22 protein-coding genes are annotated in these 24,361 nt (G+C 39.1%); 9 read left to right on the forward strand and 13 right to left on the reverse strand.

Features of this window, described 5'->3' with window-relative positions; all coding sequences use genetic code 11:
- Positions 1–43 precede the first annotated feature (43 nt).
- Positions 44–958: a LysR substrate-binding domain-containing protein gene (locus B1201_RS13100; protein WP_078188531.1), complete on the forward strand. Its 915-nt coding sequence runs from the start codon at positions 44–46 to the stop codon at positions 956–958.
- Positions 959–1,278: 320 nt separating this feature from the next.
- On the opposite strand, the gene map is transcribed toward B1201_RS13100, so the two are convergent.
- Entirely contained in the window at positions 1,279–2,073 is a 795-nt protein-coding gene (gene map / locus B1201_RS13105) for a type I methionyl aminopeptidase (RefSeq protein WP_078193926.1), read from the reverse strand.
- 350 nt (positions 2,074–2,423) lie between these two features.
- On the opposite strand from map, the gene brnQ reads away from it, so the two are divergent.
- A complete protein-coding gene (gene brnQ, locus B1201_RS13110; protein WP_078193927.1) occupies positions 2,424–3,716 on the forward strand; it encodes a branched-chain amino acid transport system II carrier protein in 1,293 nt (430 codons plus the stop codon).
- 556 nt (positions 3,717–4,272) lie between these two features.
- A complete protein-coding gene (locus B1201_RS13115) occupies positions 4,273–4,509 on the forward strand; it encodes a hypothetical protein (protein ID WP_078188534.1) in 237 nt (78 codons plus the stop codon).
- 273 nt (positions 4,510–4,782) lie between these two features.
- Here B1201_RS13115 and B1201_RS13120 read toward each other — a convergent pair whose 3' ends face one another.
- Positions 4,783–5,244, reverse strand: coding sequence for a hypothetical protein (locus tag B1201_RS13120; protein WP_078193928.1), 462 nt, complete (start codon positions 5,242–5,244; stop codon positions 4,783–4,785).
- A 173-nt stretch (positions 5,245–5,417) separates the two neighbouring features.
- Between B1201_RS13120 and B1201_RS13125 the strand changes: the two genes are divergently transcribed.
- Positions 5,418–6,278 carry an alpha/beta fold hydrolase gene (locus B1201_RS13125; protein ID WP_078193929.1) on the forward strand — a complete coding sequence of 287 codons (861 nt, stop codon included), beginning with the start codon at positions 5,418–5,420 and terminating at the stop codon, positions 6,276–6,278.
- A gap of 215 nt (positions 6,279–6,493) precedes the next feature.
- Positions 6,494–6,979, forward strand: coding sequence for an Lrp/AsnC family transcriptional regulator (locus tag B1201_RS13130; RefSeq protein WP_078188537.1), 486 nt, complete (start codon positions 6,494–6,496; stop codon positions 6,977–6,979).
- Between the two features lie 85 nt (positions 6,980–7,064).
- Here B1201_RS13130 and B1201_RS13135 read toward each other — a convergent pair whose 3' ends face one another.
- From B1201_RS13135 to B1201_RS13180, 10 genes are all read right to left on the reverse strand, one after another.
- On the reverse strand, positions 7,065–7,277 hold the full coding sequence (locus B1201_RS13135) for a hypothetical protein (RefSeq protein ID WP_078193930.1): 213 nt from the start codon (positions 7,275–7,277) through the stop codon (positions 7,065–7,067).
- A complete protein-coding gene (locus tag B1201_RS13140; protein ID WP_078193931.1) occupies positions 7,274–7,486 on the reverse strand; it encodes a DUF4177 domain-containing protein in 213 nt (70 codons plus the stop codon). Before B1201_RS13140 ends, B1201_RS13135 begins: the two co-directional genes overlap by 4 nt.
- 202 nt (positions 7,487–7,688) lie before the next feature.
- Positions 7,689–8,546: a tetratricopeptide repeat protein gene (locus B1201_RS13145; RefSeq protein ID WP_078193932.1), complete on the reverse strand. Its 858-nt coding sequence runs from the start codon at positions 8,544–8,546 to the stop codon at positions 7,689–7,691.
- A 93-nt stretch (positions 8,547–8,639) separates the two neighbouring features.
- Positions 8,640–9,863 (reverse strand): sodium/glutamate symporter, encoded by a 1,224-nt coding sequence (gene gltS / locus B1201_RS13150; RefSeq protein ID WP_078193933.1) that lies wholly within the window; start codon positions 9,861–9,863, stop codon positions 8,640–8,642.
- Positions 9,864–10,067: 204 nt separating this feature from the next.
- The gene (locus B1201_RS13155) at positions 10,068–10,283 is read right to left on the reverse strand and encodes a hypothetical protein (RefSeq protein ID WP_078193934.1); all 216 of its coding nucleotides are present in this window, start codon (positions 10,281–10,283) and stop codon (positions 10,068–10,070) included.
- Between the two features lie 106 nt (positions 10,284–10,389).
- Positions 10,390–11,400 carry a DUF4034 domain-containing protein gene (locus tag B1201_RS13160; protein WP_078193935.1) on the reverse strand — a complete coding sequence of 337 codons (1,011 nt, stop codon included), beginning with the start codon at positions 11,398–11,400 and terminating at the stop codon, positions 10,390–10,392.
- Between the two features lie 99 nt (positions 11,401–11,499).
- Positions 11,500–14,139 (reverse strand): bifunctional aconitate hydratase 2/2-methylisocitrate dehydratase, encoded by a 2,640-nt coding sequence (locus B1201_RS13165; protein ID WP_078193936.1) that lies wholly within the window; start codon positions 14,137–14,139, stop codon positions 11,500–11,502.
- Positions 14,140–14,435: 296 nt separating this feature from the next.
- The gene (locus tag B1201_RS13170) at positions 14,436–14,705 is read right to left on the reverse strand and encodes a hypothetical protein (protein ID WP_078193937.1); all 270 of its coding nucleotides are present in this window, start codon (positions 14,703–14,705) and stop codon (positions 14,436–14,438) included.
- A 296-nt stretch (positions 14,706–15,001) separates the two neighbouring features.
- Positions 15,002–15,361, reverse strand: coding sequence for a hypothetical protein (locus tag B1201_RS13175; RefSeq protein WP_078193938.1), 360 nt, complete (start codon positions 15,359–15,361; stop codon positions 15,002–15,004).
- A gap of 112 nt (positions 15,362–15,473) precedes the next feature.
- Positions 15,474–15,908: an I78 family peptidase inhibitor gene (locus tag B1201_RS13180; protein ID WP_078193939.1), complete on the reverse strand. Its 435-nt coding sequence runs from the start codon at positions 15,906–15,908 to the stop codon at positions 15,474–15,476.
- Positions 15,909–16,207: 299 nt separating this feature from the next.
- Between B1201_RS13180 and B1201_RS13185 the strand changes: the two genes are divergently transcribed.
- The 4 genes from B1201_RS13185 to xseB all read left to right on the forward strand — a co-directional run bounded on the left by B1201_RS13185 (position 16,208) and on the right by xseB (position 19,754).
- The gene (locus B1201_RS13185) at positions 16,208–16,855 is read left to right on the forward strand and encodes a LexA family protein (RefSeq protein ID WP_078193940.1); all 648 of its coding nucleotides are present in this window, start codon (positions 16,208–16,210) and stop codon (positions 16,853–16,855) included.
- A 15-nt stretch (positions 16,856–16,870) separates the two neighbouring features.
- Positions 16,871–18,166 (forward strand): Y-family DNA polymerase, encoded by a 1,296-nt coding sequence (locus tag B1201_RS13190; protein ID WP_078193941.1) that lies wholly within the window; start codon positions 16,871–16,873, stop codon positions 18,164–18,166.
- Between the two features lie 123 nt (positions 18,167–18,289).
- Positions 18,290–19,585, forward strand: a complete 1,296-nt coding sequence (xseA, locus tag B1201_RS13195; protein ID WP_078193942.1) for an exodeoxyribonuclease VII large subunit — start codon at positions 18,290–18,292, stop codon at positions 19,583–19,585.
- On the forward strand, positions 19,560–19,754 hold the full coding sequence (gene xseB, locus B1201_RS13200) for an exodeoxyribonuclease VII small subunit (RefSeq protein WP_078188551.1): 195 nt from the start codon (positions 19,560–19,562) through the stop codon (positions 19,752–19,754). The genes xseA and xseB overlap by 26 nt, the downstream gene beginning before the upstream one ends.
- Before the next feature lie 71 nt (positions 19,755–19,825).
- Here the strand turns inward: xseB and B1201_RS13205 are convergent, their stop codons facing one another.
- The gene (locus B1201_RS13205) at positions 19,826–24,346 is read right to left on the reverse strand and encodes a translocation/assembly module TamB domain-containing protein (RefSeq protein ID WP_078193943.1); all 4,521 of its coding nucleotides are present in this window, start codon (positions 24,344–24,346) and stop codon (positions 19,826–19,828) included.
- Positions 24,347–24,361: the final 15 nt, after the last annotated feature.

The following is a 24,361-nucleotide window of genomic DNA, read 5'->3' on the forward strand; positions in this document are numbered from 1 at the left end:
TCAAGTTAATTAGCAAAATCGTTGCAAATATGGAATAAGAACAGTGCTGAGTGATCTAGATGATTTTTATTGTTTTGCCCAAGTGGTCGAACATGGTGGTTTTAGTGCAGCCGAACGTGCAACAGATATTCCAAAATCAAAACTGAGTCGTCGGGTCTATAACTTAGAAGAACGTTTAGGTGTCCGCCTGATTCAACGTAGTTCACGACATTTTGCTGTTACAGATATTGGTATGAATATCTACCGCCATGCACAAGTTATGATGAATGCCGCTCAAGCCGCACATGATTTGGTTGATCATCTCAGTACGCAGCCGCGCGGCTTAATTAAAGTCAGCTTACCTGTTTCCATCGCGCAAAATGAAATGACCAAAATATTGCCTGAATTTTTAAAGCAATATCCAGAAATAAAAGTGCAAATGATGGTGACCAATCGACGCGTAGATATCATTAATGAAGGCTTCGATCTTGCGCTACGTGTACGTTCAAATCTAGACGACGACCCTAATTTAGTCATTCGTAAATTTGAAACGATTGAGCAGCACTTATTTGCCAGTCAGGCGTATCTGAATAAATTTGGTGAACTCAAACAACCTGAAGATTTATCTCAGCATCAAATATTAAGTATGGCGGATGAGCATCTCGATCAACATATTATTGTGACCGATGCACAGCATCATCAGAAAAAAATCAAAGTTAACCCAACCGTGATGGGCTCTGACCTATCTATGTTAGCTGCACTGGCCTGCCAAGATTGTGGCGTGGTGTTATTACCCGACAGTATTGTGTCCGATCACGTGAAATCAGGTGCTTTGGTTCGTGTACTACCTGAATGGAAAGCTGCACATGGTATTTTCCATGCAGTTTATCCATCTCGTCGTGGCTTACTACCTGCTGTACGTGTATTCATTGATTACTTAGTTGAAAAACTCAGCCAACATGAACACGCTAAATTTTAAGCAAAAAAAAGCTTACCCATGTGATGGGTAAGCGAAAACTTAAAAACTAAGTAAAATCAGAAACTACAGCAGAATCTGTAGGGCTATTGTATAAATAAAATACATCTTTATTAAATCGTTAATAGCTCTAACTGATTTTTTGAGCTATAGGCAAAGCCTTACAAATTAAGACTTAGAGAAATGTAGTTAGTCTTAAAAACGATAACGCCCATAACCACCACGAACTCCTAGACTAAAGTCAAAAAATATACAACTGTATAATTTTATTTAACTTCAATCATTTAGACACAGCAGATATGGCATTAACATCACTACAGAGCTTAGATCGCGGGATATTCGCCAGTACCCTCTGGCCATGGAGATAACAACTCAAAACCAGTATCGGTTACAACAACCATATGTTCCCACTGTGCCGATAAAGAACGGTCTGCAGTAATTACTGTCCAGCCGTCTTTTAACTCTTTAGTACGTGCTTTACCGCTATTAATCATCGGTTCAATGGTAAAGACCATGCCTTTTTTCAGAATGACACCTTGACCCGGTTGACCATAGTGTAAAACGCTTGGTTGCTCATGATAAACTTTACCAATCCCGTGACCACAGTATTCACGTACAATGCTGTAGCCTTCACGATGAGCAACTTGTTGAATGGCATAGCCTACATCCCCCAAAGTTGCCCCCGGTTTAACTGCATGAATCCCTGCAACCATCGCTTCGTAGGTAGTTTCGACTAACTTTTTAGCCGCAGGCGAAACCTCACCCACATAGTACATACGACTGGTATCACCAAAATAACCATCTTTAATGATGGCAACATCAATATTGATAATGTCACCATCTTTCAATACAGTTTCTTTCGAAGGAATACCATGACAAACCACTTCATTCGGTGAAATACAGGTGGTTTTGGTATAGCCATAGTAGCCAACGTTGGCAGGAATCACTTTAAGTGTGTTGACGATAAAATCATTACAGATATCGTCTAGATATTCAGTGGTCACGCCCGGCTTGACATACTCCCCGATCATCTCTAAAACCTGAGCAGCTAAACGACCTGAAATGCGTAATTTTTCAATATCTTGCTCGGTTTTAATCGTGATTTTGGAAGCTTTCATCTGAATATCCTCAAATTTGAATACACCGAATTATAGACCTTTTAGATTTTTTTTGTTTTATTCAGCCAATATTTCGGCATTTATTCGGCATATAGCATCCTATTTAGTGCTGAAAATTAGAACAATTGATTTATATCTGATAAATCTTAATAGCTAAACTTATTCCTATAAAAAATTTTATATATAATAAATTTCTTTTATTTATCATAAACATAAATAAAACATTATTTTATCTGTCAATATATTCATGATTCGTATTATAAAAACTATCTATACCATTTATAAATTTTGCTCCAAAAACGAGCTTAATTGCACTAAAATTGCCTTTTTTCACAGTTCATCTCCCCTTTATGACAAGTCTTCGTACACGGGATATTGTTGCCTTAGGTTTTATGACCTTCGCACTGTTTATTGGTGCAGGTAACATTATTTTCCCACCAATTGTCGCACAGCAAGCGGGTGAACATGTTTGGTTAGCTGCATTTGGTTTCTTGATCACTGCAGTTGGCCTACCTGTCATCACGATTATTGCTTTGTCGCGTGTAGAAGGTTCTATTCAAGTTTTAAGTTCACCTCTGGGTAAAGCAGCCAGCATTATCCTTACTGTCGCGTGTTACTTAGCTGTTGGACCTTTATTTGCAACACCTCGTACAGCTACCGTTTCTTATGAAATTGGTTTCTCTTCTTATTTTGGTAACAGCGCAAACAGTCTGCTGATTTATAGCGTGATTTATTTTGCATTGGTGACGATTGTTTCACTTTACCCAAATAAAATTTTAGATACCGTAGGTTATTTCCTTTCACCACTCAAGATTTTAGGCCTCGTTATACTGGGTATCTCTGCGTTCTTTATCCCTGCCGGTGTGATTCCACCTGCAATTGATAACTATATAACTGCACCAGTTTCTGAAGGTGTAGTAAATGGTTATTTAACCATGGATACCTTAGGCGCTTTAGTTTTTGGTATTGTGATCGTCAAAGCCATTACTTCACGCGGCGTAACGGATAGTAAGCTCGTCACCAAATATGCTGTCATTGCCAGTATTATTTCTGGTATTGGACTTACACTGGTATATATCAGCTTATTCAAACTCGGTATGGGCAGCCATGATATTGCTCCAAATGCAACAAATGGTGCAGTGATCCTGCATGCATATGTACAACATGCTTTTGGTGATATGGGCGCTTATTTCCTATCTGCAATGATCTTTGTTGCATGTATGGTGACCGCAATTGGCTTAACCTGCGCATGTGCTGAATATTTCTCAGAATTGACTAAAATTCCATACAAAGTTTTTGTGTTCATTTTAGTTGGCTTCTCACTGCTTATTTCAAACTTAGGTTTAACCAAACTCATTGCCGTTTCAGTTCCTGTTTTAAGTGCGATTTATCCACCTGCGATTGTAGTTATCCTACTGAGCTTCTGCTCTAAATGGTTTATTTCACCATCACGAGTTATTGCGCCTGTTACCGCATGTGCGTTTATTTTCGGTATTTTTGATGGTTTAAAAGTGGCTGGTTTCGAAGATGCACTTCCAAGCGTTATTGCAAATTTACCACTTGCTCAACAAAATTTAGCATGGCTGATCCCTTCTGTGATTGTGCTGATTATTGCTGCTGTAATTGACAAAGTTAAAAAATAACCTTTTTTGACCTGTCTAAAATCGGAGTTTTACCCGAATGACGATTTTACCTGTGACCAATAATTGTCGAGTTTTACCCAAACTGACATTTATTTGTCCCACTACAGCGCAAAAATCCTAAGTTATTGAAGTTTAAATAAAGTTTTATTTTCATGATGAGAAAAAAGCCAGCCCTTTGGCTACAAAATATAATAATAGTTAAAATACAAATACTTTCTGCAAAATACACCATACACAAACTCCATGATTAAGCCCGATTTAGACTGTAAGCTAAGCGGTTTCGTGTCATAAAGCCGATATACCCGTGTTGGTATATATATTGCTTATTCATACATAGATATTATGCATCGACCATTTTACTCACCAGTCAACACCTTTAGATTCATAATATTTAGTATATGAATAAAATGATTATTCTTATATGATGATCTAACATAGTTTTATGACAAAATAATGACATTTGCTATTGAAATACTTCTAGTTTCGAAGTACAACAGTAGTTCAAACCTGACCAAAATCATGGGTTTTGGCGAAACAACAACACGGAGGGGTGGAGATGTTATCAGTACATTTCAAAAAGCAATTCTTCATTAACGCTCTGAAGGCAAATAAGAACATGGTGACCTATACAAGCACCACTATTGCTCTCATGCTGACACTACTTATTCAAGGCTTAATACAAGGAAATTTAAGACCTGAATACTTTGCTTATGCGCTTATTGTCTCTGTAGCCTTTTATTTATGGGCAGTCATTGACCACAAATATCGAAAGCAAAAATCAACAGAATTTTAAGTTAGAAGATGGATGAGGCATCATCCATCTTGAAAAAAGAAAAGATGCCACGCCTACCTTCTCGATCATTCAATCCATTTTAAATAACAATACAAATAATCTCTAAAATAACCAGAAAATCATCAGCCTTTTCTCATAAATTTTCAATTCTGCAGAACTTCAAGTTTTGTTTTATAAATTCTTCTACATAGCCATCGTCTGCACTTTAAAAGCGTTTATCTCCTGATTAGCTTCCAATCTAATTGGTACTATTTATGATTGATACTACTTTGCTTAAAACCAAAATTTAACGATGACTCCAAAGAGCAATCCGAGTGTTGCAATTAACTCGCCTATCACCAATCCAAGCATTGCCATACTCATCATCCATTTAGGTAAATGCCATTTGCCTAAGACGTGCGGGACTTTAAATTGATTGGTGGTATCAGCTAAAAAGCCATGCAGCACATAGCTTAAAATCGAAAAGCTAAAAAAGAACAAATTGATGATTACAAAGAGTAAATTGAGTGTATGTGGAAGTGCTGAAAAATAGGCCAATACCGCTAAAATAAGCATCGCTGGGGCGTATAACAAACTGCTCCGATGTGCTATATCGACATAATAATGCGCACGTGCCAGTTCAGACTGTCTTATTTGTGCATATTTCCACACACCCGTGAGCATACCTACCCATAAATAAATCCCACTAAAGACTATCGCAATTTTTACTGCACCCGAAAGTTGAAGCATGTCCATTTTAATTTACATCCATTGTTCAATTACACGCATTATTTTTATCTGTATTTCTTCTGCAATAGTACTTGCTTCAAACCTGTTATGACATGACTTTAGAGTCATACTCTTTTCAGGTTTCTTTTTGGAACTTGTGTAAATTAGAGGCATCGGAATACATCCATAAAGTTTGAATCATGTCATCATCTGAAAAACTCACGATTCATTGCCAAGACGGCTATTCGCTGAGTGCGCGCTTTTATCCGCACCAGACAGAGCTCAAACAGGTTTTACCTGTGTTGATTTGTCCAGCCACAGGCATTACCAAGCAATTTTATAATAGTTATGCAACATGGTTGAGCCAACAAGGCTATGACGTTTTAGTTTTTGATTTTCGTGGTATTGGTGAGTCGCTACACAGCCCTCTAAAAGAATCGACAGCAAGTATTGTGCAATGGGGGCAGCTTGATATCCCTGCGGCAATCGACGCCTTGATCAGTAAAACGCAAGCGCCTAAAGTCATATTACTCGGTCATAGCGCAGGCGGACAATTATTAGGTATCGTGCCAAATTTTGACAAAGTTGCCAAAGTGGTTGCTGTTTCTGGCTCTACAGGTCATGTAAAAAAACTTAAAGGTCGTACCAAACTTTTAGCTCCAGTGATGTTTAATGTGATCTTCCCGATTGCACGCTATACCATTGGCTATGGCCCGACCAATGCAATTGGCATGGGTGAAAATTTGCCAAAAGATGTAGCTCGTGAATGGGCTGAATTTTGTAGCAAACCTGGTTATGTCATCAATGCCTTAGGCAAAACTGTTCAGCATGATTTTCATCAACAAGTGAGCTGCCCGATCACTGCCGTATGGAGCTCCGATGACGAAATTGCCACGGAAGCCAATGTCAAAGACTTGCTGCGCTTATACCCGAATGCTTTGACTCAAATGATTGAGTTAAAACCGAAAGAAACAGGTCATAAAGCCATCGGACATATGTTGATGTTTAAATCGTCACATCAAAACCTATGGCCGATCATTGAACAACAGTTACACGCTTAAGTTTTTGCCACTCAGTCAGTAATCCGGCTGAGTGGTCTTTTTATGGACTGCACAATAATTTCTACTTTTAGATTCATTCAAACTGCCTGACAGCTTACATATTCTATTTTCTATCTTTAAAATCTGCACTGAACGTCCAAGTGTACTTATTTTCATCAGCCGACTATTGCAAAAAATGATATAACTATTTTTTCTCAATTATATTCTATTTTGGCATGAGTGAAGCACGACACAACCTCGACAGAATTGATCGTTTAATATTATCCGCATTAAGAGAAGATGGACGACTCACCATAGCCCAGCTTTCTGAACGTGTTGGTCTCTCCTCTTCGCCGTGTTGGACACGCTTAAAGCGTCTAGAAAATTTAAAAATTATCGACGGCTATACAGCCAACATCAACCCAAAATCGATTGGGATCAATGAATTATTCTTTATTGAAATCACATTAGAACGTCACGACGATGAAATTTTAGATCAATTTAGTGAAACTTTAGCCAATATGCCAGAAGTAGTAGAAGCACATTTAGTCACTGGCGATTATGATTATTTGGTGAAAGTTGCAGTTAAAAATGCTGAACACTATGAGCGTTTTTTACGTAAAAATTTATATTCTATGAAAGGTATACGCCATACCCGCTCTATTTTTGCGCTACGACAATTAAAATCTGCCAGCAGTGCTGACCTCATGATGATTGAGTAATGAGCCAATATAGATCTAATCTATAAGATGACTTTAAAATTTAAGGGCAATTGAGTTCAGCACTCAATTGCCCTATTTATGTGTTCTAATCTATATAGCCATCTTTTTTCAATTTTTTATCTGTCAAATACTCACGTATGACCAATATTGCAATAATAATGATGGCTTCTAAGATCGCTACTGTGACGGTTAGTTTGGTAAATACTTCGACACTGAGCAACTCAAACCATAATTGAGCGATGGCTAATAAACCCCATAAAACTGAAATAATAAGTGCACTAAAGACACCGTATTTCATTTTTCTCTCTCCAAAACAACTACATAAGCTTCGCGCTTCCAAAAAAGCAGCATACGACGGATATCCTTTTCCATCGTAATCACCGCCCAACCTTGCTGTGCATTTTGATTTAAAAAATTGGTGAATTTAACAGGATCAACTTTTGAAGAGCCAAGCAGCAAAGATCCCAGCATACCTTCTTGATAGATAACAACTTTATATTCTTTCATCAATATAGTTCTTTATGGTTATAGTGAAGTGAACAAATGTTCATGGCAAAGTATAGCGATCGCTTTTTCCTAAAACAACAAAGTTTTAACTGTCAATTTACTCAGCATTTTTTTCAATTTTATGCTTTAATATACACAGTATGAGATGAGCCTTATATGAGTATCACGCGAGTGATACGACTAGCCCCAACCATGGGGCTTTTTATTGTTTTGTACTTAGCTCACATTGTTGTATTTCATTGTTCAATTTTGACAAAACAAGACTGTGAATTTCACATGTTTTCACAGGGTCTTGCTCATAAGCCGAATTAAACCATGCAGCAGCTTTTTCAAAATCTCGCTGTACGCCTAGCCCACCTAAATAAAAACTTGCAACGCTAATTTTTCCGTTCAAATCATTTGCTTCCGCAGCCTTTAAAAACCACGGATAAGCCTTTTTATAATCAGGCTTTGCATCAATACCTTGATAATAAATCATACCCAAACGGGACTGATATTGAGCCAAGCCTTGTTCAGCCAACAACATCGTTGGCTTTTCAGCAAGCTGCATATTTTGCTTCGTATAGTAATAATAGTCGGCCAATTGTTCGATATCTTCTTGCTTGCCTTTATTTGCAAATTCAATTAAAAGACTTTCCAATTTTTTCTCATTCCTTGGAATGAGTTCATATTTATTCATGATCAAAAGCATACGCTTTGAATCTTCTAAATTTCTTTCAGCACCAATCTCAAACCATTTTGCAGCTTCCACATAATCTACTTTTACACCGACACCTTTGTAATATATCAATCCCAAATTTTGATTTGCAGAGCGGTGCCCTAAGGCAGAAGCACGTTTATACAACGCTATGGCTTCGGGCAGATTAATCTCCACACCTTCTAGCCCCATATGTTTCAGTACAGCCAAATCATACAGCGCCTGCTTTTCGTTATTTTGCGCTTGAACTATGGTCTTTTGGACATCAATTTCAGCTGAATAGGTTATAGAAAATGGAAGTGCTGTTAATACAAATAGCATGAACAATTTGATGTAAGGCAAATGATATTTTAAAACTTTCATTGTTTATTATTCTTGATCAATAAGATGGTGAAAAATGAAATGCTAAAACACTCTATCTAGATGCTTTAGCATTTTTTAAAGCTATATATAGTATTAACCAAAGAAGCCTATCGTTGCCTGAATGACCACAGCATTGACAATATCTACAAAGAATGCCCCAGTCAAAGGTATGATTAAAAAGGCTTTATGTGATGGCCCATAAGTATTGGTTACTGCTTGAATATTAGCAATCGCTGTCGGTGTTGCACCCAAATTTACACCACATTGCCCTGCACAAAGTACTGCTGCGTCATAGCTTTTTCCCATGATCCTAAAAGTTACAAAGTACAGATACAGTGCTAAAACGAGGGTTTGTACCAGTAAAATAATCACCAGCGGGCCTGCAAGATCTGCCAATAACCAGAGCTGCAATGACATCAGCGCCATCGATAAAAACAGCGCCAAGGATGCGTTACCAAATACATCGATACAGCGATCAAACATTTCAATTTTAAAGCCAAGTTCAAGAGTGTTTCTTAAAAATACACCACACGCTAAAGCCCAAACGAAGGTAGGTAATTCAAACCACTGTCCACGAGCAAACTCTGTCATGAAATAAGCAAAGCTGATACAGATGGCAAACATCCCCATCGTTTTGACGGCATCATCTGCGGTAATTAAACGAGTTTTTTCAGGATATTCGAAAGGCGCCGTTTCAGATGCAGGCGGTGCTTCATTACGTCCTGATGTGGGTACAAGTTCTTCTGCCAACTGAAAACGGCGGATGAGGAATTTCGCCACTGGCCCGCCCATCATGCCGCCAATGACCAAGCCGAAGGTTGCACTTGCCATACCGAGTACGACTGCACCTTGTATACCATGATCTTGTTCAAAGACTGTACCCCATGCGCCTGCTGTACCGTGACCGCCAGTTAATGTGACTGAGCCTGTAATTAAGCCGATGAGCGGATCTAATCCTAAAATTTTGGCTAAACTGATACCAACGATGTTTTGCAGTATGACAAATATAATGACACAGCCTAAAAACAGCACTAACGCCTTGCCACCCTCTTTGAGTTTTCCAAGACTTGCACTCAAGCCAACAGAGGTAAAGAACATCAGCATGAATATTTGCTGAATTTTGGCATCAAAATTTACGGTGATATTAAAGTTTTTAAATAATATAAAAGTAATTACCGCTGCAACTAGACCACCTGCCACTGGTTCAGGAATGTTGTATTTTTTCAGGATAGAAATTTTATGTACAAAGAAATACCCGATAAATAAAACCAAAACCGCCACGACAATTGTCAAAAAAGCATCTAGCTCATAATTCATAATTTAATCTTAAGTGCTCAATTTTATTTATCTTTTTACATAATTATTTGATTTTTTCAGCTAGAAAAATGTAAATAAGTTATTTAGCCCCTTCTTCTACTACACATTTCTGAAGCCTAATAAATGAAATAAATAAAAATGCTCAGCGTATGTGATGTGCTGAGCATTTGCTGTTTATGACTGAAAAGCAGGAATTTTGAGAGATTATTTGATATCGAATACCCAGTTATGCGCCTCTTTATCACTGGTGGTTTCACAGACATAGTAATCTTGATCCCAAGCATCTTGGTTAAAGATTTCTTTTTTGTGGTAAGTCATCTGTTTGCCATTTTCGACACAGACAAAGCTTTCGCCTTGGTCTTTGACTTGGGTTCCGTTGAGGAAGCCACCAATACAGAGGAATCGGGATTGTTTGGGCACTGATCTATGCTACTGTAAAATAATATTAGTTGTGATTAAACGTTGTATTCTTAGAACTGTAAATAACATTTATAAATAAAAGCCTCCAATTAAGAGGCGATTATTTCTATTTTTGACAGTTATTCAAACTATTTTCTATATAGCTTTTTTCTAATTGTCCTTGTTTAAAGGATTTTAATAACCGTTCCAACCTCACTCTATTCCCAGGATAAGAGCAATACAATTTTTGCACATCATTTATTTTACTCAAAGAAGTAAGTTTACTTAAAGAATCTACGGCACCTTGCTCAACCCTAGCCCAATTTACATTTAGTTTTTTCAAATCATACTTATTGTTATGTACTGTATATAGAATATGATAATAATGAAAATCTTTTTCTGCAGGATTCATTTCCTGTATATCATTAATAATCATTTGAATAGCATCATAATTTTCTCCAAACCACTTTGGCTCAAAACTCTCCATAAATGTATTATAAATAACTCGCTGTTTTGGATATTTTACAATTCCATCTTGATAAGCTTTTAAGTAGTTTTCTTCAGCCCCCAGATCACGTAGGGTCATTAACAGTATGTAGTAATAAAAAGGATCTTTAGATGCAACATCATAATTTTCTAATAAAAAATTTAAATTTTTAATTGATTGATCACCAAAATATTGCATATTTTTTTTCGATACTTGTGAAGTATAACTTCCCCCTCTAATGCTCCAAGCATGTTTTCTAACCCAAAGCGTATAGTAAATATAACCTAATGGTGACTCTGGTTCAGCCTTAATCCATTTCTGTGCGATTGCTATATTTTCTTTATAATAATTTGGAGAAGTTACTCGATGTTTATTTACAATCCCAAGAAAAGAATCTAAATAACTAGTATGTTTAAACTTACCATCAAAATTATATTCTTCACTATTTAAAAGCTGTTGTGCTTTGTTTGAAATATCTTTGAACTTTTTCTCTCTAATCAAATTTTCCACTTCAGACTGAATGTCATATCCTGTGGGATATATACTTTCATCAACCAATTTTATGTTTGCTAACTTCGTATACGACACTTCTGCAAAAATTTGTGTAGAACAAAATGTTAATAATATAAAAGATAAATTCTTTAGTTTCATAAGGCCAATTTCTAAATTACAGTTTTATTATTAGTAAGATTCTATTAAATAAAGAAAATCCCACATGACGTGGGATTTTCTTATTAACTACTTAATCAATTAAGACAATTGAGCAGCAGCAATTTTCTTAGTATCAACGTCTTTAGCAGCGTCAGTATAGTCGCCCATTTTGTCGAAGCTTAAGTATTGGTAGATGTCTGCAGACATGCTATCAATTTGAGCTGCGTATTCTTGGTACTCAGCTGGAGTTGGTAATTTACCAAGTACAGCAGCAACAGAAGCAAGCTCAGCAGAAGCTAAGTAAACGTTCGCACCTTGACCTAGACGGTTCGGGAAGTTACGAGTAGAAGTCGATACACAAGTAGTGTTCGGAGCTACACGTGCTTGGTTACCCATACATAATGAACAACCTGGCATTTCTGTACGAGCGCCAGCTTTACCATAGATGTTATAGAAACCTTCTTCCATCAATTGACGTTCGTCCATACGAGTTGGAGGAGCCAACCATAGACGAGTAGATAAAGAACCACCAGGAACTTTGTCTAGAAGTTTACCAGCTGCACGGAAATGACCGATGTTAGTCATACATGAACCAACGAATACTTCGTCAATTTTTGTACCAGCAACGTCAGAAAGCAATTTAGCATCATCTGGGTCGTTCGGGCAGCAAAGAACTGGTTCAGTAATTGTAGAAAGGTCAATTTCATACACTTTAGTGTATTCAGCATCTGGATCTGCTTTGATTAGGCTTGGGTTCGCTAACCATTTCTCCATGTTTTCTACACGGCGCGCCATAGTACGAGCATCGCCATAACCTTCAGAAATCATCCATTTCAACATAGTAATGTTTGATTTAAGGTATTCAGCAACTTTCTCTTCAGAAAGCGTGATAGAACAACCAGCAGCTGAACGTTCAGCAGATGCGTCAGAAAGTTCGAACGCTTGCTCAACAGTAAGGTCAGTTTCCATTTCTGTAAGGTCGATCTCAAGGATACGGCCAGAGAAGATGTTTTTCTTACCTTTTTTCTCTACAGTTAAGTCACCTTGTTGGATCGCAACGTAAGGAATCGCATGTACTAGGTCACGTAGAGTGATACCAGGTTGCATTTTACCTTTGAACTTAACAAGTACAGACTCAGGCATGTCTAGTGGCATAACGCCAGTTGCAGCAGCAAACGCTACAAGACCAGAACCCGCTGGGAAAGAAATACCGATTGGGAAACGAGTATGTGAGTCACCACCAGTACCAACTGTATCTGGAAGAAGCATACGGTTTAACCAAGAGTGGATAATACCATCACCTGGACGTAGAGAAACACCACCACGGTTCATGATGAAATCAGGAAGCGTGTGCTGCATTTGAACGTCAACTGGTTTTGGATACGCAGCTGTATGACAGAAAGATTGCATAACTAGGTCAGCAGAGAAGCCTAGGCAAGCAAGATCTTTAAGTTCGTCACGAGTCATTGGACCTGTTGTATCTTGAGAACCAACAGTAGTCATCTTAGGTTCACAGTAAGTACCTGGAAGTACACCTTGACCTTCAGGAAGACCACAAGCGCGACCAACCATTTTTTGAGCTTGAGTGAAGCCTTTACCAGTAGCTGCAGGTTGAACTGGAGTACGGAATAAAGTTGAAGGTGCAAGACCAAGAGCTTCACGAGCTTTAGTTGTTAAACCACGACCAACGATAAGGTTGATACGGCCACCAGCACGTACTTCATCTAAAAGAACTGGAGTTTTAAGTTCAGATTCAGCGATTTGAACGCCGTCTTTGAACGCAGTTACTTTAGCAGCAGCGTGGTCGATTTTAAGCGTGATTTCGTCGCCCATGTTCATGTTTTGAACATCGATTTCTACAGGCAATGCACCAGCATCTTCCATAGTGTTGAAGAAAATCGGAGCGATTTTAGAACCTAAGCAATAACCACCGTCTTTTTTGTTCGGAATGTGAGCAATTTCGTCACCAAAGAACCAAAGTACAGAGTTAGTTGCTGACTTACGAGAAGAACCAGTACCAACAACGTCACCTACGTAAGCAACTTGGTTGCCTTTCGCGATAAGCTCTTTGATTTGGCTAAGTGGACCAACTTCGCCAGGAACTTCTGGATTGATACCGTCACGTACGTTTTTAAGCATTGCGTTAGCATGTAACGGAATGTCTGGACGGCTCCACGCGTCTTGTGCAGGTGACAAGTCGTCTGTGTTCGTTTCGCCAGTTACTTTGAAAACTGTAAGTTTGATTTCTTCAGGAACGTCTTTACGGCTAGTGAACCATTCAGCATCTGCCCAAGATTGCATAACTGCTTGTGCATTCGCATTGCCCGCTTTTGCTTTATCAGCAACGTCGTGGAAGGCATCAAATACAAGAAGAGTTTTCTTAAGTGCGTCAGCAGCTAATTCACCAAGCTCTGCATCATCAAGAAGTGCAACTAAAGGAGCAACGTTATAACCACCAAGCATAGTACCTAGTAGGTAAACCGCACGTTCTTTAGTTACTAGTGGAGAAGTCGCTTCACCTTTTGCCAAAGCAGCTAAGAAAGCAGCTTTAACGTATGCAGCTTGGTCAACACCCGCTGGAACACGGTTTTCTAGTAAATCAACTAAAAATGCTTCTTCGCCAGCTGGTGGGTTTTTTAATAATTCAACTAATGCAGCTGTTTGAGCATCGTCAAGTGGCTTCGGTGGGACTCCGAGTGCGGCACGTTCTTCAACGTGTTGGCGGTAAGCTTCTAGCACGGTGTTATTCCTCTTTTTTAAAAAATTATTTACGCATTCCTGCTTTAAATAAAGCTACGCAAATAATATGGACTGCTAAATTTTACTAAAATTCCAGTTAAAAGTTAATGCACTACAAGTGTTTCTTCGTGATGCCCGTTATTTTATAAATAAATGATCCTCATATCGTTTATACATTAAGCAAAATCAATACTTAGAACACGCTTTTCTTGCGCATATTAACTTTTGACTAAAATTAACCATCAAAAAAAGGCAACTAAATGTTGCCTGTTTTTATCAGTATTGGATATTCCACCTTAGTGTACAGTGGTTGCAGTGATATATTGCTGAAGTTCTGCTCGATCGCCTGTAAATCTGAGGCACCATTCGTCCTGACATGTGGTTTGATGTTGATTACTTGCAAAGCTGATATCGACCAAATAGCGTTGAGAAAATTCATCTATTTTTTGGCGTAATGTGACTTTATCTCCAATGCTGAGCACGTAGTTCCCACCACCGATAATTGCTACGCCTTGTTCATCTTCTAGGAGTAGATCTGAGTGATGCATATAACCTATAACGTCCATATTCTGCTCCTCTACTGTTTTTTATTCTCCATTTCATTATTCATTAAAAAGATTTTCTTTTCTATATTTATGATTTAGCAAGTTGTCACAATTTGTATTCCGCTCTGCTTAGGCTATTTTAAAATCTTTAAGCATCTCATATTCAAAGTAACCCGAAGATAAATATGCATTCGCAAAATAAGCATGAACTCCATCATATGGCTAAACAACGGATAGTTGCCCCGTTGTAACTACTCACTGCTGAATAGAGCCTTTAGGTTTTGCTTTACGCGCTTTCTCGCATAAAAAACCGTTCCTTAGAACGGTTTATAATCTGGCATTTCGGTATGCGGTGTTGCGATACATTTTTCAGTAAACTCAGCACGAATTTTTTCACGTGCTTTTTCAACATCAGTATTAATCTCAGCTTGCGGCAAGGCATAAACTTCATCAATGATGTTCAGGATAAATCCTTTGGTGGTTTCATCCTCAATTTTGTTGGCATGCTCAACTGCTTTGTCTTTTTCAATTGCATTTTGACGATCTAACATAATCGTACGTGCAGCATTACCTACACTGCGGCAGTAACCCTGCCACTGCTCTTCAGGGGTTAATGGTTTTTTCTCAGCACAGCCGACCAAAGCCACCATAACGGATAAAGCAAATAACTTTTTCATGAACTTCTCCTTACGAGGGGCAATATAAAAGATCGTAATGGATTTGTCATTTAAATTAGTCGTAGCCGAACAAACAAAAAAAGCCCTTTCGGACCTTTTTTATGCGTTTGAATTAACCACAAGTTGCTTGAATAATCTTTTTATTGATTGGATTTACAGTGACGGTGACGCGCTCTACACGATAATCCATTGTTACTGGCTGCCCAGGTTTTACTAAACGGACAATTTGAGCTTGGCTAATCGCCTTGATCTGATCTTCAGTCAATTTTGCTTGACCAATCAGCGTCTTAGCCTTATCAGCTACACATTCAGTTTGGCTACTACGGAATAATGCCCACTCTTCAACCACTTGTCCGTTTGGCAGATGGCAATACCCGACCTGAGCATTTGCTTCATCACGAATTTCAAGTTTACCTTTTTGTTCTACACAATACTGGCTGGCTGGATTTGCCATACCAATTTTTTCTGATGTAGTTTCAGTTTGCTGTGTTGTGCTACAACCCGCCATAAATGCTGTCAGTGCAGCTAAAATCCATATATTTTTCATCAAGTCTATTTCTGAATATAAAAATTTAACTTACCAAGTTTGTGCCAAATAAACGAGTTGTTTATTGAAATTTTTAGTTGTCATTCCACTTTCTGTAATTAGGCAGCAATGTGCCCTATGTTCAAAATACAGAACGTCATTTTCTTTGAACTGATGATGATTTTTGCAATATTTAAAACGACTAAACTTGTCGCAGCTTTGATTTTAAAGGTTTTATAAATTTGAAAAATGACCTGCTCAACGCGTATGCTAAAAAAAGTACTTTTCTTCAAGCACGCCACGTTGCGTAGGAGCAAAATATGTCAAAAAAACTGCCGATTTATTTTTCGGACGAAGCTTGGTCGTCTTTGCAACAGCTCATGGGCGCAGATGGCAAACCCAGTCCCACCATCAATGCCCTGCTTGAAAGGCAATCTCAAGAACTATCTATGGATCCATTTTTGGATTCTTCGCTCAATGTTCAGCCTGTTCAGAAAAATACCCGTATTGAACTTCCCGTTGCCTTGGAACGTATTCCTGCTGGCCCAGCTTTCGCCAATAAAGATGTTTTTGAAAAAGTCTTAGACCTAAATGATTATTTGGTAATTAACCCGCTCGCTACATTTATTGCGCATGTCGATAGCGAGTCTTTACTCAATGCCGGTTTTGAAATTAATGATACTTTTTTAGTCGATCGTAGCTTAGAAGCCAAACATGGCGATATCGTGGTTGCACTGATTGATAATCGTGAAATCACCTTAAAGCGATTGATGATCACCGCAAAAATGTCAAAAGAAGAAATTGCCGACATTTTTGGTGACCCCAATAAAGTCTTACCCAAAATTTGGCTAAAAGCAGAAAATCCAGCCTATGCGCATATTATCCCTTCAGATAGCGAATCTATCGTTGTTCAGGGTGTTGTGACCTTTAATTTAAAGCAATTTTATAAGCGCTCATCACACACCTAAACACAAGAATTCACCATGAAAGCTGCAAATAAAATATTTGCGTTAGTTGACCTTAACAACTGCTACGTCAGTTGTGAGCGTGTCTTTAACCCAAAGCTCAATAATGTCCCTGTCGTCGTGCTGTCCAATAACGATGGCTGTGTTGTATCTCGAAGTCAGGAAGCCAAAGACCTCGGGATTAAAATGGCTGTGCCGGTCTATCAAATTCAGGATTTAATCCAACAGCATCATGTTCAGGTGTTGTCGAGTAACTATGCTCTCTACACCGAAATGTCTAATCGATTTATGAATATTTTAGGCCTGTATGTCGGCCCCGAAGACCGTGAAGTTTACTCGATCGATGAGTGTTTTTTAGATTTCACTGCCTATCAAGAACTGTTTGATTTGAGCCTATATGCCAAAGAAATACGAGATACGATCCTAAAATGGCTAGGTTTAACCTGCTGTGTCGGGATTGGTCGTTCTAAAACGGAAGCCAAAATGGCCAACCATTTTGCCAAAAAAAATGCTTATTTGAACGGTGTGTGCAATTTAGTTGAAATGGACCCTTGTTCCTCAGAACAACTCCTTGCGCAGACACCAGTCAATGAAGTTTGGGGCGTCGGTCGCAATCATACAAAAGCCCTGAATCAGCTTGGCATTCATTATGTTTTAGATCTGATCAATGCACAGCCTAAAGATATTCGAAAAAAATTTAGTGTGGTGATGGAAAAAACCGTCTTGGAACTGCAAGGTCTATCTTGTCTGTCTATTGAAGAAGAAGCACCGAGCAAACAGCAAATTATCAGTAGTCGTTCCTATGGTCAGCCAGTCTACGAACTGGAAGATATTAAAGCCTCTATTCGTGTATATATCGCGCGAGCCGTCACACGTTTAAGAGCAGATCATTCTCTATGTCGTATGGTGGGAGTGTTTATTCAAACGAGCCGCTTTAATTCTACTGAAAAATACGCACCTTATCTGGCCATTACACTGAATGAGCATACCGATGACTTAATTAGTATCACCCAAGCAGCAACGCGTGCCGCCGAAAAAATCTTTAAAGCGGGATTTAAATATAAAAAAGCCGGTGTGGTGTTATTAGAAATCATTCCAAAACAAAACTTTACCCCAGATTTGTTTTGCGATATGGCGTTAAGACAAAGCCGTTTGAAACTGTCCGACACCATCGACGATATTCAAAAAAAATTTGGGCATCATTTTGTCTCGATCGGCTTAGCGCAGGACGATGCTGCAACATGGCGGATGAAAAAAAATCTGTGTTCCCCAGCTTACCTGAGTAATTGGAACGAACTGCTTCGTGTGAAATGAAACGCTATACTGTAGTGGCGCTGATAATGTCTGCTGTGTTAACCGAAATGATCATTTGCAATTGCTGAATATTTATTTAGTATTTAAATGAATATTCATTTGTATATTCTCCTATTTTAAATTATGTCTGATGTTCAATTAACGCTGAGCGAATACCTATCTGCGGTCAAAGAAGTCATTCAATTGGCTTTTAATGATGCCGTGTGGGTCAAAGCCGAGATTCGAAATTTAAACATCAAAGGTGGACATTACTATTTAGAATTGGCTGAAAAAGAACAAGAAAGTGATAGAGTCATTGCCAGTTGTAAGGCCACAATTTGGAAATTTACTGCAAATAAAGTTGTCGGAAAATTTGAACGTGAAAGCGGCATTGAGCTCAGTCGTGACTTAAATGTCTTGGTTAAAGTGCGTGCCAAATTTGACCCGCAGTACGGCTTTTCAGTCAATATCGAAGAAATTGATTCGAGTTTTACTTTGGGTGATCTGGCTCGACGCTATCAACAAATTTTAGAAAAACTCACCAGCGAAGGTCTGATTCATAAAAATCGAAACTTGCCTGCGCCATTTGATATTCAGCATGTCTTGGTTATTGCGCCTGAAAATGCGGCTGGCTTAGGTGACTTTAAAAAAGATGCAGATGCACTACAACATGCTGGCGTGTGTGAATTTGTCTATCATGCTGCAACCTTTCAAGGGAATACCGCAGCACAAAGTATCCGAGATGCTTTAGCACTGGGTTTAAGACAATGGGCCAATGACTTTCAAACTGCGCCAGATTTGATCGTGATTATTCGTGGTGGCGGTGCTGTTAACGATCTTGCTTATCTGAATGATTATGATTTGGCTGTACTTCTATCTAAGCGTAGCGTGCCAATTTGGGTCGGTATCGGCCATGAAAAAGACCGCACAATCTTAGATGAAATTGCACATCGCTCTTTCGACACCCCGAGTAAAGTGATTGGGGGTATTCGTAATCATATTGTTGAGCGAACACAGGACGTTTTAGAGGCATTACAAAGCATTCAACTGCGCTCTCAACATCAAATTGCCCTTTATCAAAGTCAAAATGATCAGTTACTACAGGTCATTAAGACCTTGGCACAGAGTCAAATCAATGACTCAACTCGGCTCTTACAACAACACCAAGATAACACTGCTTATTTTGCTCAGTTACAACTTAAAACAGCTGCACAGAATATTGAAATACTCATACGTGAGACTTTGCTGCAAAACCCTGCACATGTGCTCTCCAAAGGTTATGCCATCGTCCGGCAGCAAGGTCACGCCATTCGTGCAACGCAAAATCTTCAGCCTTCCACGCATTCACCGATTGAAATTGAAATGCAAGACGGTGTCATCACGGCTGACATTCAACATATACAGGTAAAAAATCATGACGACCGATACTCTAAGTTTTAAAGAAGGCTATGAAGTTTTAAAACGTAATGCTGAATTACTCGAATCTCAGCAAGAACCCGATATTGATAATCTTATGAAAATCGTTGAAGAGTCGATGCAAGCCTATAAAGCCTGCAAGACTCGTGTTGAAGCAGTACAACAGGCACTGAATGATACGTTTAAAGATTGATTTCTCAGTTCATTATTTGCATAAAAAAACGCAGCCTAAGCTGCGTTTTTTATACTCAAATTTTGCTTCACTTAGAAGCGCCAGTTATAGAACAAGTCGATTGCACGCTCTAAAGACTGACTCGCTTCCAAGTACAAACGTTGATTCATTTGATAACGTAAGGTCAGTTTATTCACTGGTGTAAATACCCCGACACCATAACGAATGAATAAGTCAGGTGTGATATAACCCGTCACAGAAACCTGAGTATCATCTCCTGTTCCTTGAGCATCTAATGCCAAACCACTCAGACCAAATGTACGACCAATTTGATTGGTCAATGCACGTGTACCACCCAAGCCCATACTAATACCGGCTGCAGCAATCGTGTTGTTCACATCAGAACGGAAACCCTCCGCCTGACTTAAACCTGAACTTCCTTCATTGATACGACCTGTAATTAAGGCATTTAAGGCTTCTTGTTCAGATAGACCTGCATCGTTATACACCTGAATTGCAGGGCTTGATGCTGTACCTGTCACACGAACACCAACAGTACTGCCTTGCACGGCTTTATTGGCATCGATATCTAAAGTAGGGTTCGCCAATGGTCCATTAAAACGGGCAATCGCACGGTTCAAGTCCAGACTTTGACCATAAGCTTCAATTTTCACACGCTGAGAAACACCGATTGCACCATTGGCACGCATTGCTGTTTCTAATCCACGTTGTGTCAAATTCAAACGACCAATCAACGGAATTCGGCTATCAAAACCTTGGAAAATAACTTGATTACCAATATTTACCTGTACGTCAGCGCGAATATCCCAAGGACGTGCCGATTTTAAGATTTCAAGTTGATTATCACCTTCATGTACCACACGCACATCTGAAGATACCCCAACCACTGTTGCAGACGATTCTGGCATCGAAATCAATGCACGCGGCACATCAATTTTACCTTTTAAGGTTAATTTCTTACTGAAAGGCAGCACATCTAAAGATAAATCAGGCGTTACAACAGCGGTGATCAATGGCGCTTGACGGACCAACATTTCATTACCCGTTAAATTCAACTGGATACGTGGATCATTTTTCCAGTCAATATTTCCGGTTAATTTGCCTACACCACGCCCACTGTTAAATGCACCATCAATCGTCGCGTAGTTTTGACGCACAGCAGAATACAACTGAATATTGGTCAAGTTCACAGGCAATGAAATCATGCTAATCGAGCCATTTTTCACTCGAATCTCACCATCCATTAAAGGCTGAGACAATGTACCGCTAATTTTTGCCGCATAAGACAATGTACCGCCCATTGAACGGACATCTTGTATAAATGGTTTTAAGATTTTCAATTGAACTTGGTTAAAGGCCACTTCACCACGGATCGGTTTGTTGGCTTTATACGGGTCAATAATAATATTGGCATAACCTGTACCAATATCTGGAGCTTTGGTATCAAGTCGAATTTGTAGCCCTTCAGCGACACTTTTCGCAATCAAACCTACTTCATCATATTTTAAAGTGGATGCTAAATACTGTGGATCTTCAGCTGCTAAACCAAGTAAACCGTCACGAGTCACTAAACGTGCATCAATTTTAGGTTTTGCACCTTTCCCCCAAGACGCTTTTGCATAACCATTCACTTTACCCGTAATCGCCAGGCCTTCAGGCATAAATGCTGCAAAGTCGTTTAAGTCTAGATTCTTTGTCACAAAAGATACATTGCCGCGGTTTTTATTCACACGGATCGGCTGATCAAAACATAATTCGCTTTGCTGACTCATCCAACAATGCGCACCGACAAATAAGTCAGACTGTGCAGTGTTGTAAATAATCGACGCATTTTGACGCTGCACAAGACGTGTACGCAAGGAGTCAAAATCGCCTTTTTGAATCTGACCAAGCCAATTATTTTGTGCATTAAAACCACCAGCTAACTGCACATAAAATTTTGATAATTTATTTTCAGCACTGACTTTTAATAAATGCGCATTACGTGTACCGGCCAGTGAAATTTGACCTTTTACAATCTCACGGTTGTTACTGCGTAAATTATCCATCGTTGCCGTTAATAAACTTGGTGAAGTCGCAGAAGTTGGCAACTCGCCTTGCACCCGTATTTTTTTCACACTGAATAAATTATTAAAAGCAAAATCATCTATTGCGATATTGGCAGATGCTTGCAGTCGTGGCTGTGCTTGAACATTTAAGTAGCCATAAGCACGTCCACGTAGGCCTGCATAAATTTCATATAACGCTGGTGCATTAATTTTCAATTGTAAATTTTGTGCATTACCAGTGGCTTGAATTTGGTTATTGGCATAAGCCAACAGTAAATTATTCGCTTCAAACTGTTTTGGCATAAAGCCAGATTGATTTGAATTAATCACCATCGCCAAGTTACCTTGACCACGGACAGGTTTGTTATTGATCATACCTGCCAAATTCAGACGTTCAATTTGAATTCGTTTTAGCGCATCTGACCACACACCATTGGTTTTTAAATTTCCAGATAATTCACCCCGTACATTTGAGGCAAAATAATGCGGCTTAAAATGCACCAGTGATGCATTAATATCCCAACCAATGGCTTTTTGTAGTAAAACTTGTCCATTGGCAGAAATTTTACCTGCCACGCCATCATGACGCAGCTCGGCTATTTTAATTAATTCAGGTGTGCCAGATACTTTGAAAATCAAACTGCCTTTACTTGCGGCAACTTGGCTTGCATTGAGGCCACCATCATAATTCACAGCAAAAGCTTTAAAGCCTCCACCTTGTTTCTCATCATGGAAAGTCAGCGCAGCAGTAGATTGACCTGTTAAATGAACTGTTTCATTTTGCTGTGCTAGTCGGCCTAACAAATCAATATTATTCAGCTGAATAATCTGTTGATTTGGTTTTGCATAACCATTGGCTTTTAATGACCCTGTAATTTGATCGACAGGCGCAGCAGCCACGATGGTTTGTGGATTGAACTGCTGTGCTTGTACATTGGCTTGCCATTTCAGCATACGTTTTTCATCAGGCAATTCTACAACCGCGTTACCTTTGAGCTGACCTTTGTCGGCCACATAACTAAAGGCAGGGACATTGAGATTGTTATTTTTCAGATTGAGTTTGGCTTGATATTGTCCAGCAGGCAGAGCACCTTTTTCATGTCGTGACACGGTGGTCGCCACATTAATGTTTTGCTGACCTTCTGTAAGCGCCAATTGCACATTGCCCGAATCACTACTCAACCATCCAACATATGGCACTGCACGGTCTATATTTTTCCAAGACACATCCATCAGCATCGGCTGAGCTTTATTATTTTTAGCAGGCGCTTGATCGAGTTTTAAATTCCAAGTTTCATATTGATCAAAATCCACCAACGCCGTCAGGTGCATGCCTTTTTCAAGGGTTCCTTTAGAAGCAATCTTACTATTTAAACTCACAGGTAGAAAATCTTGAACCACCTGCGGAATCAACTTATGTTTTGGATTAATTTTATCTAAACGACCGCTTACATCCCAAGTGACCTGATCTTTCCAACTCACCACGCCACCCAAATTGACAGCGCCGCCCATCACTTGACCATTTAGGTTAGTAATATCAAGTTGGTTGACCAAGTCCGTACTCATGAGCGCAGTATATTTACCTTCAGGGATATTGGCACCGCTCAGGTCCGTGTCTAAATCTAAATTAAGACGCTGAATATCCCCTTTGAATTTTGCCAGACCATTTTTAGCAAAAAGCTTTTGCTCAGTCAGTAAAGGTAAATGATAGTTTTTAAATTTGAGTGCACCAAACATTGGAACATGTGGACGCATTGGATGAACCACAGCCCAACCAGTTAAAAGATCTGGGGTATGAGTTGCCACACCAGCTTGAATCGTATCAAGAGATCCTTTAGCCACCACTTGAATATCATGAATGTTCAAGCTTTCACGTAGTGAAGGTAAATTGACAATACCCACAGCATTTAGCGGATACTTGCCTTCAAATTTCATATTCCCAGACGCTTGGCGCACAGATAAATAGCCCATATCCATACGGGTATCTTCAAATTTTAATTCCGTCCCTGACCAAAGCGCTTCATTCAATTCAATGTCATAAAAATCCACACCTGAACTATGGGTTTTAATCAGCATATGATCTAGATCTGCATGATCGACACGAAGTACGAACGGCAGACGGATTTCACTAAATGCAAAAGGTTTATCGCTAGGCGGGGTCTTGGTAATAATTTGCAGATTTTTAACATCTGCTTTATTTAAATGAATTTCTTTATTAATAATGGCGCGCCAACCGAGTGTAATATCGGCACGGTCAATTTTTACATCGACAGGTTTTAGCGTAACGAGGACATTTCGTAAAATAATGCCCCGCCACAGGTTACCACCTTCATATTCATAGTGAATGATTTGCTGACGTTCCAGAACACGGTCAAGTAAAAACTTACTGCCTTTGTCTGTAGAGAACATAACTGCTAATGCAGCCACCAAAAAGATAAGCACGAACACGAAGGTCAAAATGACACTTCGAAGAATACGACGCTTCTTCGGCAGTTGCTCTACCGGCGTTTCGTTTTCTGGTTCTTGCTGTTCTTGTTCAGTCATAAAAAACACATCACC

Source organism: Acinetobacter sp. ANC 5600, from assembly GCF_002018395.1.
Classification (GTDB): Bacteria; Pseudomonadota; Gammaproteobacteria; order Pseudomonadales; family Moraxellaceae; genus Acinetobacter; species Acinetobacter amyesii.